The sequence below is a fragment of the Streptomyces mashuensis genome (genome assembly GCF_014654785.1).
GTDB lineage: Bacteria > Actinomycetota > Actinomycetes > Streptomycetales > Streptomycetaceae > Streptomyces > Streptomyces mashuensis.
The window spans coordinates 614,725-631,934 of sequence record NZ_BNBD01000001.1; the positions used below are offsets into that span (position 1 = coordinate 614,725).

Here is a 17,210-nt window from a genome sequence, read left to right on the forward strand (position 1 = left end):
CCGGTGACACGCCCCGGTGACACGGCTCAGTGGCAGAGCCGCGCCTCGTGGTCCGCGTGGCCGCTGGGCTCCAGCTGGAACGTGCAGTGCTCCACGGCGAAGTGCTCGCCCAGACAGCCCTGGAGGTCGTGCAGCATCTTCTCCTGCCCGGCCGAGTCCAGCCGGGACGGGTCGACGACCACATGCGCCGACAGCACCGGCATCCCCGACGTGATGGTCCACACATGCAGGTCGTGCAGGTCCTCCACGCCCGGCAGGGCCATGATGTGCGCCCGCACCTCGTCCATGTCGACATTCTTGGGCGCCGCCTCCAGCAGGACGTCCAGCGCCTCCCGCAGCAGCTTCAGCGTCCGCGGCACGATCATCAGCGCGATCACCAGCGAGGCCACCGCGTCGGCCTGCGTCCACCCCGTCACCATGATCACCACGGCGGAGAGCACCACGGCCAGCGAGCCCAGCGCGTCCGAGAGGACCTCCAGGAACGCGCCGCGCACGTTCAGGCTCTCCTTCTGCCCGCGCATCAGCAGCGCCAGCGAGATGCCGTTGGCCACCACGCCCACCAGGCCGAAGACCACCGTCTGCGCGCCCGGCACCTCGGTGGGGTTCGTCAGCCGCTGCACGGCCTCGAACAGGATGAAGCCGCCGACCCCGAGCAGCAGCAGGCAGTTCAGCAGTGCCGCGAGGATCTCGGCGCGGGCGTAGCCGAACGTCCGGCGGCTGGAGGCCGGGCGGCCGGCGAAGTGGATCGCCAGCAGCGCCATCGCCACGCCCACCGCGTCGGTGGCCATGTGGCCCGCCTCCGCGAACAGCGCCAGCGACCCCGTCAGCAGACTGCCGGCGACGTACGCCAGCAGCACCGTGAGGGTGATGCCCAGGGCCATGCGCAGCCGGCCCTTGTAGGCGGCCGCCGCCGTGCCGGTGGTCCCCGGCGGCGGCCCGCCGTGCGTGTGGCCGTGGTCGTGACCCGCTCCCATGGATGCCGCCTCCGTCAACCGTCGTCCAGCGGCCGGCGGGCACCGGCCGACGCCCAGTGAACTACGGGGTAGGGGTATCCGGCAACGCGACGCTGAACACCGTTGTCATTGCCTCTGACCTGCGCAGATGCCGTAGGGCGGTGATCAGCGACGACGTGCCCCGGGGCCTCACCGCGGACGTGCCTCCGGGTGGTGCAGGCACCAGCCCTCCCACGCCGACTCGACCATGCTGCGCACGTCGTGCACGGCCCGCCAGCCCAGCTCGTCGCCGATCCGCCCGGCCGAGGCCACGACGCGCGCGGGGTCGCCCGGCCGGCGCGGAGCCGTCCGGGCCGCCGGCTCCGTACGGCCGGTGACCTCGGCGATCAGGGCCGCCATCTCCCGCACGGACACCCCCGTGCCCGTGCCCACGTTCAGCGTCAGGTCGCCGCCGGGCCGCTCCACCAGCCGGCGGGCGGCGGCCAGGTGCGCGGTGGCCAGGTCCTCGATGTGGATGTAGTCGCGCACGCAGGTGCCGTCCGGCGTGTCGTAGTCGTCACCGAAGATCAGCGGCGGCTCGCCCCGCGTCAGGCGGTCGAACATCATCGGGATGACGTTGAAGATGCCGGTGTCGGCCAGCTCGGGCCGGGCCGCGCCCGCCACGTTGAAGTAGCGCAGGCAGGCCGTCGACAGGCCGTGCGCGGCGCCCGTCGCCCGCACCAGCCACTCGCCGGCCAGCTTCGTCTCCCCGTACGGGTTGATCGGCCGGCACGGCGTGTCCTCGGTGACCAGGTCCACGTCCGGCATGCCGTACACCGCCGCGGAGGACGAGAACACGAAGTTGCGCACCCCGGCCGTGACGACGGCCTCCAGCAGCACGGTCAGCCCGTGCAGGTTCTCCCGGTAGTACAGCAGGGGCTTCTCCACCGACTCGCCGACCTGCTTCTTCGCGGCCAGGTGCACCACGCCCGTGACGCCGTGCTCCTTCAGGGCCGCCTCGACCGCCTCGCCGTCCAGCACCGACGCCCGCACCAGAGGCACGTCCTCCGGGAGCCGGGCGCCCGAGCCCGAGGACAGGTCGTCCAGCGCGACCACCCGCTCCCCGGCCTCCGTCATCGCCCGTGCCACATGGGCACCGATGTAGCCCGCTCCGCCTGTGATCAGCCACGTCATGCACGGCACCCTAGTCCAGCCGGATGGCCGGAAACGTTTCTCCGTGCCGTTCCCCCGTCTGTGGGACTTTCGTCCGGTACCGCCGGGAACCGCCCGCCCCGCCCGGGCGTCCTGACGGTGGGGCCCTCGCACGGCGCCCGTGCGGGTGAACGGTGCCTTCCGTTGATCCGATAGCCTCTGCCGACGTGCCGCACGCCGCCGCACCGGACCGCCGGGGCCCGGCACGCCGCGCGCCCGCCCCCGGCCCCCTGCGCGCCCCGCGGCGGCCACGCCAGCTTCCAAGGAGTGAGTTCGTCTGTCGACCGCCATCCTCACCGGTACGCCGCCCGCCGGCTCCTCCCTCGAGGACGACCTGCGGTCGCTGGGCTTCGCCGTCCGCACGGCGGGTGACGCCGGCGCCCTGGCCGCCGAGCTCGCGGCCGTCCCGGCCGCCGAGCGGGTCGCCGTCGTCGACGCCCGCTTCACCGGCCACGTCCACGCCCTGCGCCTGGCCCTCACCGACCCCCGCTTCCCTGCGGCCGCGGTCGAGGGCGCGCTCGGCGCGCAGGCCGAGGCCCGCACGGCCCTGACGTCCGCGCTCGGTGAGGCGCCGGCCGAGGACCTCCCCGGGGCCCTCGCCGCCGGGCTGGAGGCCCACGGCGTCGCCGTGCACCGCCCCGACCTCGGCGTGCTCGTCGCCGCCGTGCCGGGCGACGACGAGGCACGGGAGAAGACGCGTGCCGAGGTCGCCGCCGTCGACGAGGAGGCCGTCCGGCTGCGCAGCGCCGTCAAGTCCCGCGACGGCTTCTTCACCACCTTCTGCATCAGCCCGTACTCCCGCTACCTCGCCCGCTGGTGCGCGCGCCGCGGCCTCACCCCCAACCAGGTGACGACCGCCTCGCTGCTGACGGCGCTGATCGCGGCCGGCTGCGCGGCCACCGGCAGCCGCGGCGGCTTCGTCGCCGCCGGCGTGCTGCTGATCGCCTCGTTCGTGCTCGACTGCACCGACGGCCAGCTCGCCCGCTACTCCCTCCAGTACTCCACGCTCGGCGCCTGGCTCGACGCCACCTTCGACCGCGCGAAGGAGTACGCCTACTACGCGGGCCTCGCCCTGGGCGCCGCCCGCGGCGGCGGCACCGACGACGTATGGGCGCTGGCGCTCGGCGCGATGGTCCTCCAGACCTGCCGGCACGTGGTCGACTTCTCCTTCAACGAGGCCAACCACGACGCCACCGCCAACACCAGCCCCACCGCCGCCCTGTCCGGGCGGCTGGACAGCGTCGGCTGGACCGTCTGGGCCCGCCGCATGATCGTGCTGCCCATCGGCGAGCGCTGGGCCCTCATAGCGCTGCTCACCGCGCTCACCACGCCCCGCACCGTCTTCGTGGTCCTGCTGATCGGCTGCGCCTTCGCCGCCTGCTACACCACCGCCGGCCGTGTGCTGCGCTCGGTCACGAGGAAGGCACGCCGCACCGACCGCGCCGCCCGGGCCCTGGCCGACCTCGCCGACTCCGGGCTGGTCGCCGAGACCGCCGCGAAGATCACCGCGCGCCGCGGCGCGGGCGCCGTCACCGCCCCCGTCCTGGCCCTCGCGGGCACGGGCGTGCTGCTCGTCACCCTCTGGTGGCACACCTCACCCTGGCTGCCGGTCGCCGGCGCCGCGGCGTACGCGCTGTTCGCCGGCGCCGCCGTGGCGAAGCCCCTGAAGGGGCCGCTGGACTGGCTGGTCCCGCCCGTGTTCCGGGCCGCCGAATACGTCACGATCCTCGTGCTGGCCGCCCGCTCGGGCGCCCCCGGCGCACTCCCGGCGGCATTCGGCCTGGTGGCCGCGGTCGCCTACCATCACTACGACACGGTGTACCGCATCCGTGGCGGCACCGGTGCGCCCCCGCACCCGCTGGTGCGGGCGATCGGCGGACACGAGGGACGCGTCCTGGCGGTCACGGCCGCCGCCGCCCTCTGGCACGGGCAAGGCTTCACCATCGCGCTGACGGCCCTGGCGGTCGCCATCGCGCTCGCGGTGCTCGGCGAGAGCATCCGGTTCTGGGTGTCCTCCGGGGCGCCCGCAGTACACGACGAAACAGGAGAACCCGCATGATCGGCCTCGTGCTGGCCGCCGGCGCCGGACGGCGTCTGCGCCCCTACACCGACACCCTGCCCAAGGCCCTGGTGCCGGTCGACGGTGACACCACCGTGCTCGACCTCACCCTGGCCAACTTCGCGGAGATCGGTCTGACCGAGGTCGCCATCGTCGTCGGCTACCGCAAGGAGGCCGTCTACGCCCGCAAGGAGGCCCTGGAGGCCAAGTACGGGCTGAAGCTGACGCTGATCGACAATGACAAGGCCGAGGAGTGGAACAACGCCTACTCCCTGTGGTGCGCCCGTGACGTGCTCGGCCGCGGCGTGATCCTCGCCAACGGCGACACCGTCCACCCGGTCTCGGTCGAGCAGACGCTGCTCGCCGCCCGCGGCAACGGCCAGAAGATCATCCTCGCCCTCGACACGGTGAAGAAGCTCGCCGACGAGGAGATGAAGGTCGTCGTCGAGGACGGCAAGGGCGTTCAGAGGATCACCAAGCTGATGGACCCGGCCGACGCGACCGGCGAGTACATCGGCGTCACCCTCATCGAGGCCGAGGCCGGCGCCGAGCTGGCCGACGCCCTGAAGGCCACCTTCGAGCGCGACCCCGACCTCTACTACGAGGACGGCTACCAGGAGCTCGTCAACCGCGGCTTCAAGGTCGACGTGGCCCCCATCGGTGACGTCAAGTGGGTCGAGATCGACAACCACGACGACCTCGCCAAGGGCCGGGAGATCGCGTGCCAGTACTGACGAGGCTCATCCCCTCGCCGGTCGTCGTCGACATCCGTCCGGGAGCCCTGGACGACCTGGCCGGCGTCCTCGCCGACCAGCGGATCTCCAGCTCCGGCAAGCTGGCCGTCGCCATCAGCGGCGGCTCCGGGGCGATGCTGCGCGAGCGGCTCGCCCCGGCGCTGCCCGGCGCCTCGTGGTACGAGGTCGGCGGCGGCACGCTGGACGACGCGATCAAGCTCGCCGACGCGATGAAGTCCGGGCACTACGACGCGGTCGTGGGCCTGGGCGGCGGCAAGATCATCGACTGCGCCAAGTTCGCCGCCGCGCGCATCGGCCTGCCGCTGGTCGCCGTCGCGACGAACCTGTCGCACGACGGCCTGTGCTCGCCGGTCGCCACCCTCGACAACGACGCGGGCCGTGGCTCGTACGGCGTGCCCAACCCGATCGCCGTGGTCATCGACCTCGACGTGATCCGTGAGGCCCCCGTCCGCTTCGTCCGCTCCGGCATCGGCGACGCCATCTCCAACATCTCCGCCGTCGCGGACTGGGAGCTCTCCAACCGCCACACCGGCGAGGCGATCGACGGACTGGCCGCCGCCATGGCCCGCCAGGCCGGCGAGGCCGTGCTGCGCCACCCCGGCGGCGTGGGCGACGACGGCTTCCTCCAGGTGCTGGCCGAGGGCCTCGTGCTCACCGGCATCTCGATGTCCGTGGCCGGCGACAGCCGCCCGGCCTCCGGCGCCTGCCACGAGATCAACCACGCCTTCGACCTGCTCTTCCCCAAGCGGGCCGCCAGCCACGGCGAGCAGTGCGGCATGGGTGCCGCCTTCGCCATGCACCTGCGCGGCGCGCACGAGGAGTCCGCGCTGATGGTGGAGGTCCTGCGCCGGCACGGCCTGCCCGTGCTGCCGGGCGACATCGGCTTCACCGAGGACGAGTTCGTCAAGGTGGTCGAGTTCGCGCCGCAGACCCGCCCCGGCCGCTACACCATCCTCGAGCACCTCGACCTCTCCACCGACCAGATCAGGGACGCCTACGCCGACTATGCACAAGCCGTCAGTCGCTGAACTGCGCCCGGTCGTGCACCCCGCAGGGGTGAAGGACCGGCGCAGCGGTGAGCACTGGGCCGGCCGCCTGTACATGCGGGAGATCTCGCTGCGGGTGGACCGGCACCTGGTGAACACCCGGGTCACGCCCAACCAGCTCACCTACCTGATGACCGTCGCGGGCGTCCTCGCGGCCCCGGCCCTGCTGGTGCCGGGGATCTGGGGCGCCGTGCTCGGCGTGGTCATGGTCCAGCTGTACCTGCTGCTGGACTGCGTCGACGGTGAGATCGCACGCTGGAAGAAGCAGTACTCGAACTCCGGGGTGTACCTGGACCGGGTCGGCGCCTACCTGTGCGACGCCGCGGTCCTGGTCGGCCTGGGCCTGCGCGCCGCCGACCCGTGGGGCAGCGGCCGGATCGACTGGCTGTGGGCCTTCCTCGGCACCGTCGCGGCGCTCGGCGCCGTCCTGATCAAGGCCGAGACCGACCTCGTGGGCGTCGCCCGCCACCAGGCCGGGCTGCCGCCGGTCAAGGAGGCCGCGTCCGAGCCGCGCTCGTCGGGCATGGCGCTGGCCCGCAGGGCCGCCGCCGCGCTCAAGTTCCACCGGCTGATCCTCGGCATCGAGGCGTCCCTGCTGATCCTCGTCCTCGCGGCCGTGGACAGCGCCCGGGGCGACCTGTTCTTCACCCGGCTCGGCACCGCGGTCCTGGCCGGCATCGCCGTCCTGCAGACGCTGCTGCACCTGGTGTCCATCCTGGCGTCGAGCAGGCTGCGATGAATACGCGGACGAGTACGCGAAAGGGGGCTCCGGTGAACCCCGAGGAGCTGACGGTCGGCGCGGTCGTGCTGACCATGGGCAACCGCCCCGACGAGCTGCGGGCGCTGCTGGAGTCGGTGGCCAAGCAGAACGGCGCGCCCGTCGAGGTCGTGATCGTCGGCAACGGCTCGCCGCTGCCGGAGATCACCGTGCCGGGGCTGACGATCCGTACGGTCGAGCTGCCCGAGAACGTGGGCATCCCGGCCGGCCGGAACGTCGGCATCGAGGCGTTCGGGCCCGCGGGCCGCGAGAAGGACATCCTGCTCTTCCTCGACGACGACGGCTCGCTCCCGAACCAGGACTCGGTCCGGCTGTGCCGCGAGGCGTTCGCCGCCGACCCGAAGCTGGGCATCATCACCTTCCGGATCGCCGACCCGGACACCGGCGTCACCCAGCGCCGTCACGTACCGCGGCTGCGGGCCTCGGACCCGATGCGGTCCTCCCGGGTGACGACCTTCCTGGGCGGTGCCAACGCGGTGCGGACCCGGGTCTTCGCCGATGCCGGCCTGCTGCCGGGCGAGTTCTTCTACGCCCACGAGGAGACCGACCTGGCGTGGCGGGCCCTCGACGCCGGCTGGATGATCGACTACCGCTCGGACGTGGTGCTGCACCACCCGACGACGGCCCCCAGCCGGCACGCGGTCTACCACCGGATGGTGGCCCGCAACCGGGTGTGGCTGGCCCGCCGCAACCTGCCCGCCCCGCTGGTCCCGGTCTACCCCGGCGTCTGGCTGCTGCTGACCCTGGCCCGCCGCCCGTCCCTGCCGGCGCTGCGCGCCTGGCTGGGCGGCTTCAAGGAGGGCTGGACGGCCCCGTGCGGCCCACGCCGGCCGATGCGGTGGCGTACCGTGTGGCGCCTGACCCGACTGGGTCGGCCGCCGGTGATCTGACAAGCTCTGTCTGAGAGCATCGGGCGCGGCCCGGGGCCGCAGGGCCCCGCAGCCGCGCACCCTTGAGGACGAAAGTGTCAACTGTGAGCGAGACAACGCACGACGGTGCGGTCGCCGTGAGTGCCCCGCCATCCCCCGACGACGGGCTGTCCGCCGCCGAGCTGGCCCGGAAGTACGGGCTGGCGGTGAGCGGGGCCCGGCCGCCGCTGGGCGAGTACGCCCGGCAGCTGTGGCAGCGGCGCCACTTCATCCTCGCCTTCTCCCGGGCCAAGCTGACCGCGCAGTACAGCAAGGCCAAGCTGGGCCAGGTCTGGCAGGTGGCCACGCCCCTGCTGAACGCGGTGGTCTACTTCTTCATCTTCGGTGTGCTCATGGGCGCGCGCGGCCACATGCCGAAGAGCACCTACATCCCGTTCCTGGTGACGGGTGTGTTCGTGTTCACGTTCACCCAGACGTCGGCGATGGCCGGCGTCCGGGCGATCTCCGGCAACCTGGGCCTGGTGCGGGCACTGCATTTCCCGCGGGCGGCGCTGCCGGTGTCGTTCGCGCTCCAGCAGCTCCAGCAGCTGCTGTTCTCGATGCTCGTGCTGGTGGCGATGCTGCTGGGCTTCGGCCACTACCCGGCCGCGTCCTGGCTGCTGATCTTCCCGACGCTCGCCCTCCAGTTCGTGTTCAACACGGGCCTGGCGATGGTCCTGGCCCGGGCGGGTGCCAAGACGCCCGACCTGGCCCAGCTGCTGCCGTTCGTGCTGCGGACGTGGCTGTACGCCTCCGGTGTGATGTACAGCCTGGTGGACCAGCTGAAGAAGGCGCACTCGCCCGGCTGGCTGATCGACGTGCTGAGCGCCAACCCGGCCGCGGTCTACATCGACCTCATGCGCTTCGCCCTCATCGACGGGTACGGCGCGGACAAGCTGCCGCCGCACGTGTGGCTGCTGGCGGTGGGCTGGGCGCTGCTCGTGGGCATCGGGGGCTTCGTGTACTTCTGGAAGGCTGAGGAGCAGTACGGCCGTGGCTGAGCAGCTGACCGGCGACCGTGTCCCCACGGTGATCGCCGACGACGTGCACGTGGTCTACCGGGTCTACGGCGGCGGGACGGGCCGGGGCAGCGCGACCGCGGCCCTGGACCGGATCATCCGGCGCCGGCCCAGCGTGGGCGTGCGCGAGGTGCACGCCGTCAAGGGCGTGAGCTTCACCGCGTACCGGGGCCAGGCCATCGGCCTGATCGGCTCCAACGGCTCGGGGAAGTCGACGCTGCTCAAGGCCATCGCGGGGCTGCTGCCCACCGAGCGGGGCAAGGTCTACACCGACGGCCAGCCCTCGCTGCTGGGCGTCAATGCGGCGCTGATGAACGACCTGACCGGCGAGAAGAACGTGATGCTCGGCGGTCTGGCCATGGGCATGACCCGCGAGCAGATCCGCGAGCGGTACCAGGAGATCGTCGACTTCTCGGGCATCAACGAGAAGGGCGACTTCATCACCCTGCCGATGCGCACGTACTCCTCCGGCATGGCGGCGCGGCTGCGGTTCTCCATCGCGGCGGCCAAGGACCACGACGTGCTGATGATCGACGAGGCGCTGGCCACGGGTGACCGCGACTTCCAGAAGCGCTCCGAGGCCCGCATCCGCGAGCTGCGCAAGGAGGCCGGCACGGTCTTCCTGGTCAGCCACAACAACAAGTCGATCCGGGACACCTGCGACCGGGTGCTGTGGCTGGAGCGCGGCGAACTGGTGATGGACGGCCCCACCGACGAGGTGGTGCGGGCGTACGAGAAGGAGACGGCCCGCTAGGGTCCGGCCTCTTTTCGCGACGCTTGTCACAGGACCCCCGTTGCGCACCGCACGACGGGGGTCCTGTCCTGTTTCCGGCGGTCAACTCGCTTGCGGACAGGGTTGATTCGGGCTGTGCGTGGCATGGTACGGATCAAGCACGTACCCGGTCGGCCGCCGGACGCCTGTACGGCGTACGCTGTACCGTGCTCTTTTGCGGCCGTTTGTCGAGGGCCGAAGGTTGAAGGCGGGACCCGTGCCCCGGGCCGCCGCGGCGGGACCGCGGGGCGCGCCCGAGGGGGAGCGCAAGGGAGGTCACCCTGCGGCGTGTCCGAAATAGGATGTTCTGGGTCGGCAGTGTAGAACGGGAGATGTGACGGCAATGGCTGCATTGGCTACGGGGCCTCTCCAGGGCGGAGAGGCGTACGCCGTCCCCGGTCCGGGCAGCCCGCGGTGACCGCGGGGACGGACGCGCGGCACGCGCGGGCCGTGCTCGACAAGGCCGCGCACGAGAACTTCCCGGTGGCACCCTTCTTCCTGCCCCGGGCCTGGCGCGACGACCTGATGGCGGTCTACGGCTACGCCCGCCTCGTCGACGACATCGGCGACGGCGACCTGGCGCCCGGCGGCCGCGACGCCGAGCTGCTCGGGCTGGACCGCGAGCAGGCCGGCGACCGGCTCGCCCTGCTCGACGCCTTCGAGACCGACCTGCGCCGCGTCTTCGCCACCACCGGCACCGGCCCCCGCCACCCCCTGCTCCAGCGCCTGCGGCCGACCGTCCGCCGCTGCGGCCTGACCCCGGAGCCCTTCCTCGGGCTGATCGAGGCCAACCGCCAGGACCAGCTGACCGGCCGCTACGAGACCTACGGCGACCTGCTCGCCTACTGCGAGCTGTCCGCCAACACCGTCGGGCACCTCGTGCTCGGCGTCACCGGCACCACCAGCCCCGAGCGGGTCCGCCGCTCGGACGCGATCTGCACCGCCCTGCAGATCGTCGAACACCTTCAGGACGTCGCCGAGGACCTGCGGCGCGACCGCATCTACCTCCCCGCCGAGGACATGCGGCGCTTCCACGTCACCGAGTCCGACCTGGCCCGCCCGACCGCCGGCGCGTCGGTGCGCGCCCTGGTCGCGTACGAGGCGGAACGCGCCCGGCAGCTGCTGAATGAAGGCACCCCCCTCGTGGGTAGCGTCCACGGCAGGCTCAAGCTGCTGCTCGCGGGGTTCGTGGGCGGAGGAATGGCCGCGCTGGACGCGGTCGCCGCCGCGGGCCACGACGTTCTCCCCGGACCGCCCAAGCCCACCCGGACGCGCCTGCTGCGCCGGGTGGGGGCGACACTGCGAAGAGAGGGGTGAGCGGCATCGTGACCGGAACGCCCTATGCGTCCGCGCCGGTACTCGCCGCGTACAGCTACTGCGAGGCCGTCACCGGACAACAGGCCGGGAACTTCTCCTACGGCATCAGACTGCTGCCCACGGCGAAGCGGCGGGCCATGTCGGCCCTCTACGCCTTCTCCCGGCGCGTCGACGACATCGGCGACGGGCCGCTGGACCCCGAGGCCAAACGGCTGCGCCTGGAGGAGGCCCGGACCACGCTCGACCGGATAAGGACCGGCGACGTCGCCGAGGACGACACCGACCCGGTGGCCGTCGCGCTGGCCCACGCCGTGCGCCGCTTCCCCATCCCGGTCGACGCGCTGGACGAGCTGATCGACGGCGTCCAGATGGACGTGCGCGGGGAGACCTACGAGACCTGGGACGACCTCGTCCGGTACTGCCGCTGCGTGGCGGGCGCCATCGGCCGGCTGTCACTCGGCGTGTTCGGCACCGTGCCCGGCGCGCGCGACGCCGGACGCGCTGCCGAGTACGCCGATACCCTCGGCCTCGCCCTCCAGCTCACCAACATCCTCCGCGACGTGCGCGAGGACGCCGCCAACGGCCGCACCTACCTGCCCGCCGAGGACCTGGCCAAGTTCGGCTGCTCGGCCGGCTTCCACTCGGTGCGCCCCCCGGCCGGCTCCGACTTCACCGGCCTGGTCCAGTTCGAGGTGCGCCGGGCCCGGGCCCTGTTCGCCGAGGGCATGCGGCTGCTGCCCATGCTCGACCGGCGCAGCGGCGCCTGCGTCGCGGCCATGTCCGGCATCTACCGCCGGCTGCTGGACCGCATCGCCGAGCAGCCCGGCGCGGTGCTGCGCGGCCGGGTCTCGCTGCCCGGCCGCGAGAAGGCGTTCGTCGCCGTCCGCGGGCTGTCCGGCTACGACGCGCGCAGCGTCCACCGGCAGACCGCCAGGGGGCGCGCCTGATGCTCCTGTTCCCCACCGGCCGGCGGTGCGCAACCCTCCGCCCGGTCGACGCGTCCCTGTCAGCAGCCAAGGGGGTGGACGGATGACGGCCGAGGCAGCAGAGACGGCGAACCGGCCCGACCGGCTCCGCACAGACGAGGCAGGCCGCCCCGACGGGGCGGCCGCGGTGGTGATCGGGGGCGGCCTGGCCGGCGTCACGGCCGCGCTGGAGCTCGCCGCCGCCGGCCTGCGCGTCACCCTCACCGAGGGCCGGCCGCGGCTGGGCGGCCTCGCCTTCTCCTTCCGCCGCGACGAGCTCGACGTCGACAACGGCCAGCACGTCTACCTCCGCTGCTGCACCGCCTACCGGTGGTTCCTGGACCGCCTGGACGCCACCGCCCTGGCCCCGCTGCAGGACCGGCTCGACGTGCCCGTCCTCGACGTCGGCCACCCCTCCGGCCGCCCCCGGCTGGGCCGGCTGCGCCGCACCGCGCTGCCCGTCCCCCTGCACCTGGCCGCCAGCCTCGCCACCTACCCGCACCTGTCGCTCGCCGAGCGCGCCGCCGTCGGCCGGGCCGCGCTCGCCCTGCGCGGCCTCGACCCGGCCGACCCCGCCCTCGACGGCGTCGGCTTCGCCGACTGGCTCCACCGGCACGGCCAGACCCCCCGCGCCGTCGAGGCCCTGTGGGACCTGGTGGGCGTGGCCACCCTCAACGCCACCGCCGACCGGGCGTCCCTCGGCCTCGCCGCCATGGTCTTCAAGACCGGGCTGCTCTCCGAGCCCGGCGCCGCCGACATCGGCTGGGCCCGCGTCCCCCTCGGCGAGCTCCACCACACCCGCGCCCTGGCCGCCCTGGAGAAGGCCGGCGTCCGCGTCGCGCTGCGCACCCGCGCCACCCGCGTCACCCGTACGGACGACGGCGGCTGGCACGTCGACACGGCGGGCGGCCCCGGCCGAACCGAGCGGCTGACCGCCGGCACGGTCGTCCTGGCCGTCCCCCAGCGCGAGACCCACGACCTGCTGCCCGACGGCGCCCTGGACAACCCCGGCCGGCTGCTGGAGATCGGCACCGCGCCCATCCTCAACCTGCACGTCGTCTACGACCGGCCCGTGCTGCGCCGGCCGTTCTTCACCGCCCTCGGCAGCCCCGTGCAGTGGGTGTTCGACCGCACCGACTCCTCCGGGCTGGCCGCACGCGACCCCCGCGCCCAGTACCTGGCCGTGTCCCAGTCGGCCGCGCAGGACGACATCGACCGGCCGGTCGCCGAGCTGCGCGAGCGCTATCTGCCCGAGCTCGCGCGGCTGCTGCCGGCCGCCCGCGACGCCCGCGTGACGGACTTCTTCGTCACCCGTGAGCGCACCGCGACGTTCGCGCCCACCCCCGGCGTCGGCCGCCTGCGGCCCGCCGCCCCCACGCGCGCGCCCGGCCTGTTCCTGGCCGGCGCGTGGACCGCCACCGGCTGGCCGGCGACCATGGAGGGCGCGGTGCGCAGCGGGGTCACCGCCGCCGGCGCGGCGCTCTCCCGGCTCGGCCTGCCCTACCGGAACCCCCTGCCGGAGGCGGCGGAATGAACCAGCGAGCCCTCCAGACGCGCGTCCCGGTCGGCGGGCCGCGCGCGAGCACCAACACCAGAGGAGAGACCGTGACATCGGCGATCCCAGCTGTCGACACCGCGGGCGTGCGCGCCCTGCTGGAGCGCGGACGGACGCTTGCCACGCCGGTGCTGCGTGCCGCCGTGGCCCGGCTCGCCGCACCCATGGACGCCGTCGCCGCCTACCACTTCGGCTGGACCGACGCCCAGGGCCGCCCGGTCTCCGGCGACGGCGGCAAGGCCGTGCGCCCCGCCCTGGCCCTGCTCTCCGCCGAGGCCGCCGGCGCCGCCGCCGAGGTGGGCGTCCCCGGCGCGGTCGCCGTGGAGCTGGTGCACAACTTCTCCCTGCTGCACGACGACCTCATGGACGGCGACGAGCAGCGCCGCCACCGCGACACGGTGTGGAAGGCGTACGACCCCGCCCAGGCCATCCTCGTCGGCGACGCGCTGTTCGCGCTGGCCAACGAGGTGCTGCTGGAGCTCGGCACGGTCGAGGCCGGCCGGGCCACGCGCCGGCTGACCACCGCGACCCGCAAGCTCATCGACGGGCAGGCCCAGGACATCTCCTACGAGCACCGCGAGCGGGTCACCGTCGAGGAGTGCCTGGAGATGGAGGGCAACAAGACCGGCGCCCTGCTGGCCTGCGCCTGCTCCATCGGCGCGGTCCTCGGCGGCGCCGACGACCGTACGGCGGACACGCTGGAGGCGTACGGCTACCACCTGGGCCTGGCCTTCCAGGCCGTCGACGACCTGCTGGGCATCTGGGGCGACCCGGAGGCCACCGGCAAGCAGACCTGGAGCGACCTGCGGCAGCGCAAGAAGTCCCTCCCGGTGGTCGCCGCGCTCGCCGCCGGCGGGCCGGCCTCCGAGCGGCTGGCCGCGATGCTCGCCGCCGACGCGAAGCTCACGGAGGCCCAGGCCGCCGACTTCGACGAGGAGGAGTTCGCCACCCGCGCGGCACTGATCGAGGAGGCCGGCGGCCGGGAGTGGACCTCCCAGGAGGCCCGCCGCCAGCACGCCACCGCCCTGGAGTCGCTGGACCGGGTCGACATGCCCGCCGAGGTCCGGGCGCAGCTCGTCGCGCTCGCCGACTTCGTCGTCGTACGGAAGAGTTGACCACCACGGAAGCGTTGACCCCGGCGGAACCCCCCGCCGGCACCTGACACCGGCTGAAGCAGCCCCCGAAGTACAGCATCACCAGCAGTACGGCAGAGAAGAGAGAGACTCACTGCGTTAGGGGAAAGCACATGACAGCGACGACCGACGGCAGCGGGGTGGGACATCCCTCCCGCGGGGCCGAGGCCGGCTCCCCGGACACCGTCCTGACCACACGTCAGGCGGCCGGGGAGGCCACCGCCCGGGCCGTCGAGCACCTCCTCGCCCGCCAGGACGCGCAGGGCTGGTGGAAGGGCGACCTGGAGACCAACGTCACCATGGACGCCGAGGACCTGCTGCTCCGTCAGTTCCTGGGCATCTCCGACAAGGCGACCACCGAGGCCGCCGCCCGCTGGATCCGCTCCCGGCAGCTCCCCGACGGGCCCTGGCCCACCTTCCACGGCGGCCCGGGGGAGCTGTCCGCCACCGTCGAGGCGTACGTGGCGCTGCGGCTCGCGGGCGACGCCCCCGACGCCCCCCACATGGCCGCCGCCTCCGCCTGGGTCCGGGACCGCGGCGGCATCGCCGCCGCCCGCGTCTTCACCCGCATCTGGCTGGCCCTCTTCGGCTGGTGGCGCTGGGAGGACGTGCCCGAGCTGCCACCCGAGCTGATCTTCCTTCCCAAGCGGTTCCCGCTCAACCTCTACGACTTCGGCCAGTGGGCCCGGCAGACCATCGTCCCGCTCACCATCGTCTCCGCGCTCCGGCCCGTACGGCCCGCGCCCTTCGCCCTGGACGAGCTGCACACCGACCCCCGCCGGCCCAACCCGCCGCGCCCCCTCGCCCCCGCCACCACCTGGGACGGTTTCTTCCAGCGCGTCGACAAGGCCCTGCACCGCTACCGCAAGGTCGCCGTGCGCCCCCTGCGGCGCGCCGCCCTCAACGCGGCGGCCCGCTGGATCGTCGAGCGGCAGGAGAACGACGGGTGCTGGGGCGGCATCCAGCCGCCCGCCGTCTACTCGGTCATCGCCCTCCACCTGCTCGGCTACGACCTCCAGCACCCCGTGCTGCGGGCCGGCCTCGAGTCGCTGGACCGTTTCGCCGTCTGGCACGAGGACGGCCCGGACGGCGCCCCGGTGCGCATGGTCGAGGCGTGCCAGTCGCCGGTGTGGGACACCTGCCTGGCCGTCATCGCGCTCGCCGACGCAGGCCTGCCCCGCGACCACCCGGCGCTGGTGAAGGCCGCCGACTGGATGCTGGACGAGCAGGTGCTGCGGCCCGGCGACTGGGCCGTGCGCCGCCCCGGGCTGCCCCCGGGCGGCTGGTCCTTCGAGTTCCACAACGACCACTACCCCGACGTCGACGACACCGCCGAGGTGGTCCTCGCCCTCACCCGCGTGGACCATCCCGACCCCAGCCGGCTGGAACGGGCCCTGGAGCGCGCCGCCCGCTGGACCGCGGGGATGCAGTCGCGCAACGGTGCCTGGGCCGCGTTCGACGCCGACAACACCAGCCCCTTCCCCAACCGGCTGCCGTTCTGCGACTTCGGCGAGGTCATCGACCCGCCCTCCGCCGACGTCACCGCCCACGTCGTGGAGATGTTCGCCCACCTGGGCCGCGGCCACGACCCGCGGGCCCGGCGCGGCATCGAGTGGCTGCTCGCCGAACAGGAGGAGAGCGGCTCCTGGTTCGGCCGCTGGGGCGTCAACCACGTCTACGGCACCGGATCGGTCGTCCCCGCCCTCGTGGCCGCGGGACTGCCCACCGCCCACCCGGCGATCCGGCGCGCGGTCGACTGGCTGCGGAAGGTGCAGAACCCCGACGGCGGCTGGGGCGAGGACCTGCGCTCGTACCGCGACCCCGGCTGGATCGGCAAGGGCGCCTCCACCGCCTCCCAGACCGCCTGGGCGCTGCTGGCCCTGCTGGCCGCGGGCGAGCGGGACAGCGAGGCCGTGGACCGCGGCGTGACCTGGCTGGCCGCCACCCAGCGGCCCGACGGCTCCTGGGACGAGCCGTACTTCACCGGCACCGGCTTCCCCTGGGACTTCTCCATCAACTACCACCTGTACCGGCAGGTGTTCCCGCTCACCGCCCTCGGCCGCTACCTGCACGGCGAGCCCCTCCCGGGCACCCGGCCGGAGCGCTGATGAACCCCGGCACGGTCCCCGCCCCGCCCGCCCCGCTGCTGGTCGCCTGCGCGCTCGGCATCGAACGCCTGGCGCTGCGCGGCGGCCAGGACGAGGCGGCCGGGCCCGTCACCGTGCTCCGCACGGGGATGGGCCCGCAGGCGGCGGACCGTGCCGTCACCCGCGCCCTGGCCACGCCCGGCCTCGGCGCCGCCGCCGTGATCGCCACCGGCTTCTGCGCCGGCCTGGCCCCCGGCATGCACCCCGGCGACCTCGTCGTGGCCGACGAGACCCGCGACGGGCGGGGGCGCACCGAGTGCGTCGGCGTCGAGCTGCTCGCCAAGGAGCTGGCCGAGGCCGTGCCGCGGCGCGTCATCCACACCGGGCCGCTGGTCGGCTCCGACCACGTGGTGCGCGGCGCCGAACGGGCGGCCCTGCACGCCGCCGGCGCGCTGGCGGTGGACATGGAATCCGCGGCCACCCTGCGCAGCGCGGTACGGGCGGGCGCCCGCCCGGTTGCCGCCGTACGAGTGGTCGTGGACGCACCGGAGCACGAACTCGTACGCATCGGGACCCTGCGCGGTGGAATATCAGCCTTCCGTGTGTTGCGCACCGTCCTTCCCGCCTTTTTCGAATGGCACCGTTCCTTGCTGCTCCCCAGGAGGTGAGCCA

At 73.7% G+C, this 17,210-nt stretch carries 15 protein-coding genes; 13 read left to right on the forward strand and 2 right to left on the reverse strand.

The window, feature by feature from the left end; all coding sequences use genetic code 11:
- Positions 1–26 precede the first annotated feature (26 nt).
- Positions 27–974 carry a cation diffusion facilitator family transporter gene (locus IE305_RS02385; protein ID WP_190127658.1) on the reverse strand — a complete coding sequence of 316 codons (948 nt, stop codon included), beginning with the start codon at positions 972–974 and terminating at the stop codon, positions 27–29.
- Positions 975–1,142: 168 nt separating this feature from the next.
- Positions 1,143–2,126 (reverse strand): UDP-glucose 4-epimerase GalE, encoded by a 984-nt coding sequence (gene galE, locus IE305_RS02390; protein ID WP_190127659.1) that lies wholly within the window; start codon positions 2,124–2,126, stop codon positions 1,143–1,145.
- A 295-nt stretch (positions 2,127–2,421) separates the two neighbouring features.
- Here galE and IE305_RS02395 point away from each other — a divergent pair, with 295 nt between their 5' ends.
- The 13 genes from IE305_RS02395 to IE305_RS02455 all read left to right on the forward strand — a co-directional run bounded on the left by IE305_RS02395 (position 2,422) and on the right by IE305_RS02455 (position 17,206).
- Positions 2,422–4,203 carry a DUF5941 domain-containing protein gene (locus tag IE305_RS02395; RefSeq protein WP_190128175.1) on the forward strand — a complete coding sequence of 594 codons (1,782 nt, stop codon included), beginning with the start codon at positions 2,422–2,424 and terminating at the stop codon, positions 4,201–4,203.
- On the forward strand, positions 4,200–4,937 hold the full coding sequence (locus IE305_RS02400) for a phosphocholine cytidylyltransferase family protein (protein WP_190127660.1): 738 nt from the start codon (positions 4,200–4,202) through the stop codon (positions 4,935–4,937). Before IE305_RS02395 ends, IE305_RS02400 begins: the two co-directional genes overlap by 4 nt.
- Positions 4,925–5,986: an iron-containing alcohol dehydrogenase family protein gene (locus IE305_RS02405; RefSeq protein WP_190127661.1), complete on the forward strand. Its 1,062-nt coding sequence runs from the start codon at positions 4,925–4,927 to the stop codon at positions 5,984–5,986. The genes IE305_RS02400 and IE305_RS02405 overlap by 13 nt, the downstream gene beginning before the upstream one ends.
- Positions 5,964–6,743, forward strand: a complete 780-nt coding sequence (locus IE305_RS02410; RefSeq protein WP_190127662.1) for a CDP-alcohol phosphatidyltransferase family protein — start codon at positions 5,964–5,966, stop codon at positions 6,741–6,743. Before IE305_RS02405 ends, IE305_RS02410 begins: the two co-directional genes overlap by 23 nt.
- A gap of 74 nt (positions 6,744–6,817) precedes the next feature.
- Positions 6,818–7,672 (forward strand): glycosyltransferase family 2 protein, encoded by an 855-nt coding sequence (locus IE305_RS02415; RefSeq protein ID WP_229890580.1) that lies wholly within the window; start codon positions 6,818–6,820, stop codon positions 7,670–7,672.
- 83 nt (positions 7,673–7,755) lie between these two features.
- Positions 7,756–8,691 (forward strand): ABC transporter permease, encoded by a 936-nt coding sequence (locus IE305_RS02420; RefSeq protein WP_190127664.1) that lies wholly within the window; start codon positions 7,756–7,758, stop codon positions 8,689–8,691.
- Positions 8,684–9,463: an ABC transporter ATP-binding protein gene (locus IE305_RS02425; protein WP_229890434.1), complete on the forward strand. Its 780-nt coding sequence runs from the start codon at positions 8,684–8,686 to the stop codon at positions 9,461–9,463. The genes IE305_RS02420 and IE305_RS02425 overlap by 8 nt, the downstream gene beginning before the upstream one ends.
- 432 nt (positions 9,464–9,895) lie before the next feature.
- Positions 9,896–10,798, forward strand: a complete 903-nt coding sequence (gene hpnC / locus IE305_RS02430; protein ID WP_229890436.1) for a squalene synthase HpnC — start codon at positions 9,896–9,898, stop codon at positions 10,796–10,798.
- Entirely contained in the window at positions 10,795–11,745 is a 951-nt protein-coding gene (gene hpnD, locus IE305_RS02435) for a presqualene diphosphate synthase HpnD (protein WP_190127665.1), read from the forward strand. Before hpnC ends, hpnD begins: the two co-directional genes overlap by 4 nt.
- An 82-nt stretch (positions 11,746–11,827) precedes the next feature.
- The gene (hpnE, locus tag IE305_RS02440) at positions 11,828–13,297 is read left to right on the forward strand and encodes a hydroxysqualene dehydroxylase HpnE (RefSeq protein ID WP_190127666.1); all 1,470 of its coding nucleotides are present in this window, start codon (positions 11,828–11,830) and stop codon (positions 13,295–13,297) included.
- A gap of 71 nt (positions 13,298–13,368) precedes the next feature.
- Positions 13,369–14,433, forward strand: a complete 1,065-nt coding sequence (locus IE305_RS02445) for a polyprenyl synthetase family protein (RefSeq protein ID WP_373311494.1) — start codon at positions 13,369–13,371, stop codon at positions 14,431–14,433.
- A 131-nt stretch (positions 14,434–14,564) separates the two neighbouring features.
- Positions 14,565–16,559: a squalene--hopene cyclase gene (gene shc, locus IE305_RS02450; protein WP_190127668.1), complete on the forward strand. Its 1,995-nt coding sequence runs from the start codon at positions 14,565–14,567 to the stop codon at positions 16,557–16,559.
- Entirely contained in the window at positions 16,559–17,206 is a 648-nt protein-coding gene (locus IE305_RS02455; protein WP_190127669.1) for a phosphorylase family protein, read from the forward strand. Before shc ends, IE305_RS02455 begins: the two co-directional genes overlap by 1 nt.
- Positions 17,207–17,210: the final 4 nt, after the last annotated feature.

Excerpts from the sequence above, each read along its gene's own strand:
- IE305_RS02385 (WP_190127658.1), bottom strand. The coding sequence starts at position 974 with ATGGGAGCGGGTCACGACCACGGCCACACGCACGGCGGGCCGCCGCCG.
- IE305_RS02415 (WP_229890580.1), top strand. The coding sequence starts at position 6,818 with ATGGGCAACCGCCCCGACGAGCTGCGGGCGCTGCTGGAGTCGGTGGCC.
- galE (WP_190127659.1), bottom strand. The coding sequence starts at position 2,126 with ATGACGTGGCTGATCACAGGCGGAGCGGGCTACATCGGTGCCCATGTG.
- IE305_RS02410 (WP_190127662.1), top strand. The coding sequence starts at position 5,964 with ATGCACAAGCCGTCAGTCGCTGAACTGCGCCCGGTCGTGCACCCCGCA.
- shc (WP_190127668.1), top strand. The coding sequence starts at position 14,565 with ATGACAGCGACGACCGACGGCAGCGGGGTGGGACATCCCTCCCGCGGG.
- IE305_RS02455 (WP_190127669.1), top strand. The coding sequence starts at position 16,559 with ATGAACCCCGGCACGGTCCCCGCCCCGCCCGCCCCGCTGCTGGTCGCC.
- hpnE (WP_190127666.1), top strand. The coding sequence starts at position 11,828 with ATGACGGCCGAGGCAGCAGAGACGGCGAACCGGCCCGACCGGCTCCGC.
- IE305_RS02400 (WP_190127660.1), top strand. The coding sequence starts at position 4,200 with ATGATCGGCCTCGTGCTGGCCGCCGGCGCCGGACGGCGTCTGCGCCCC.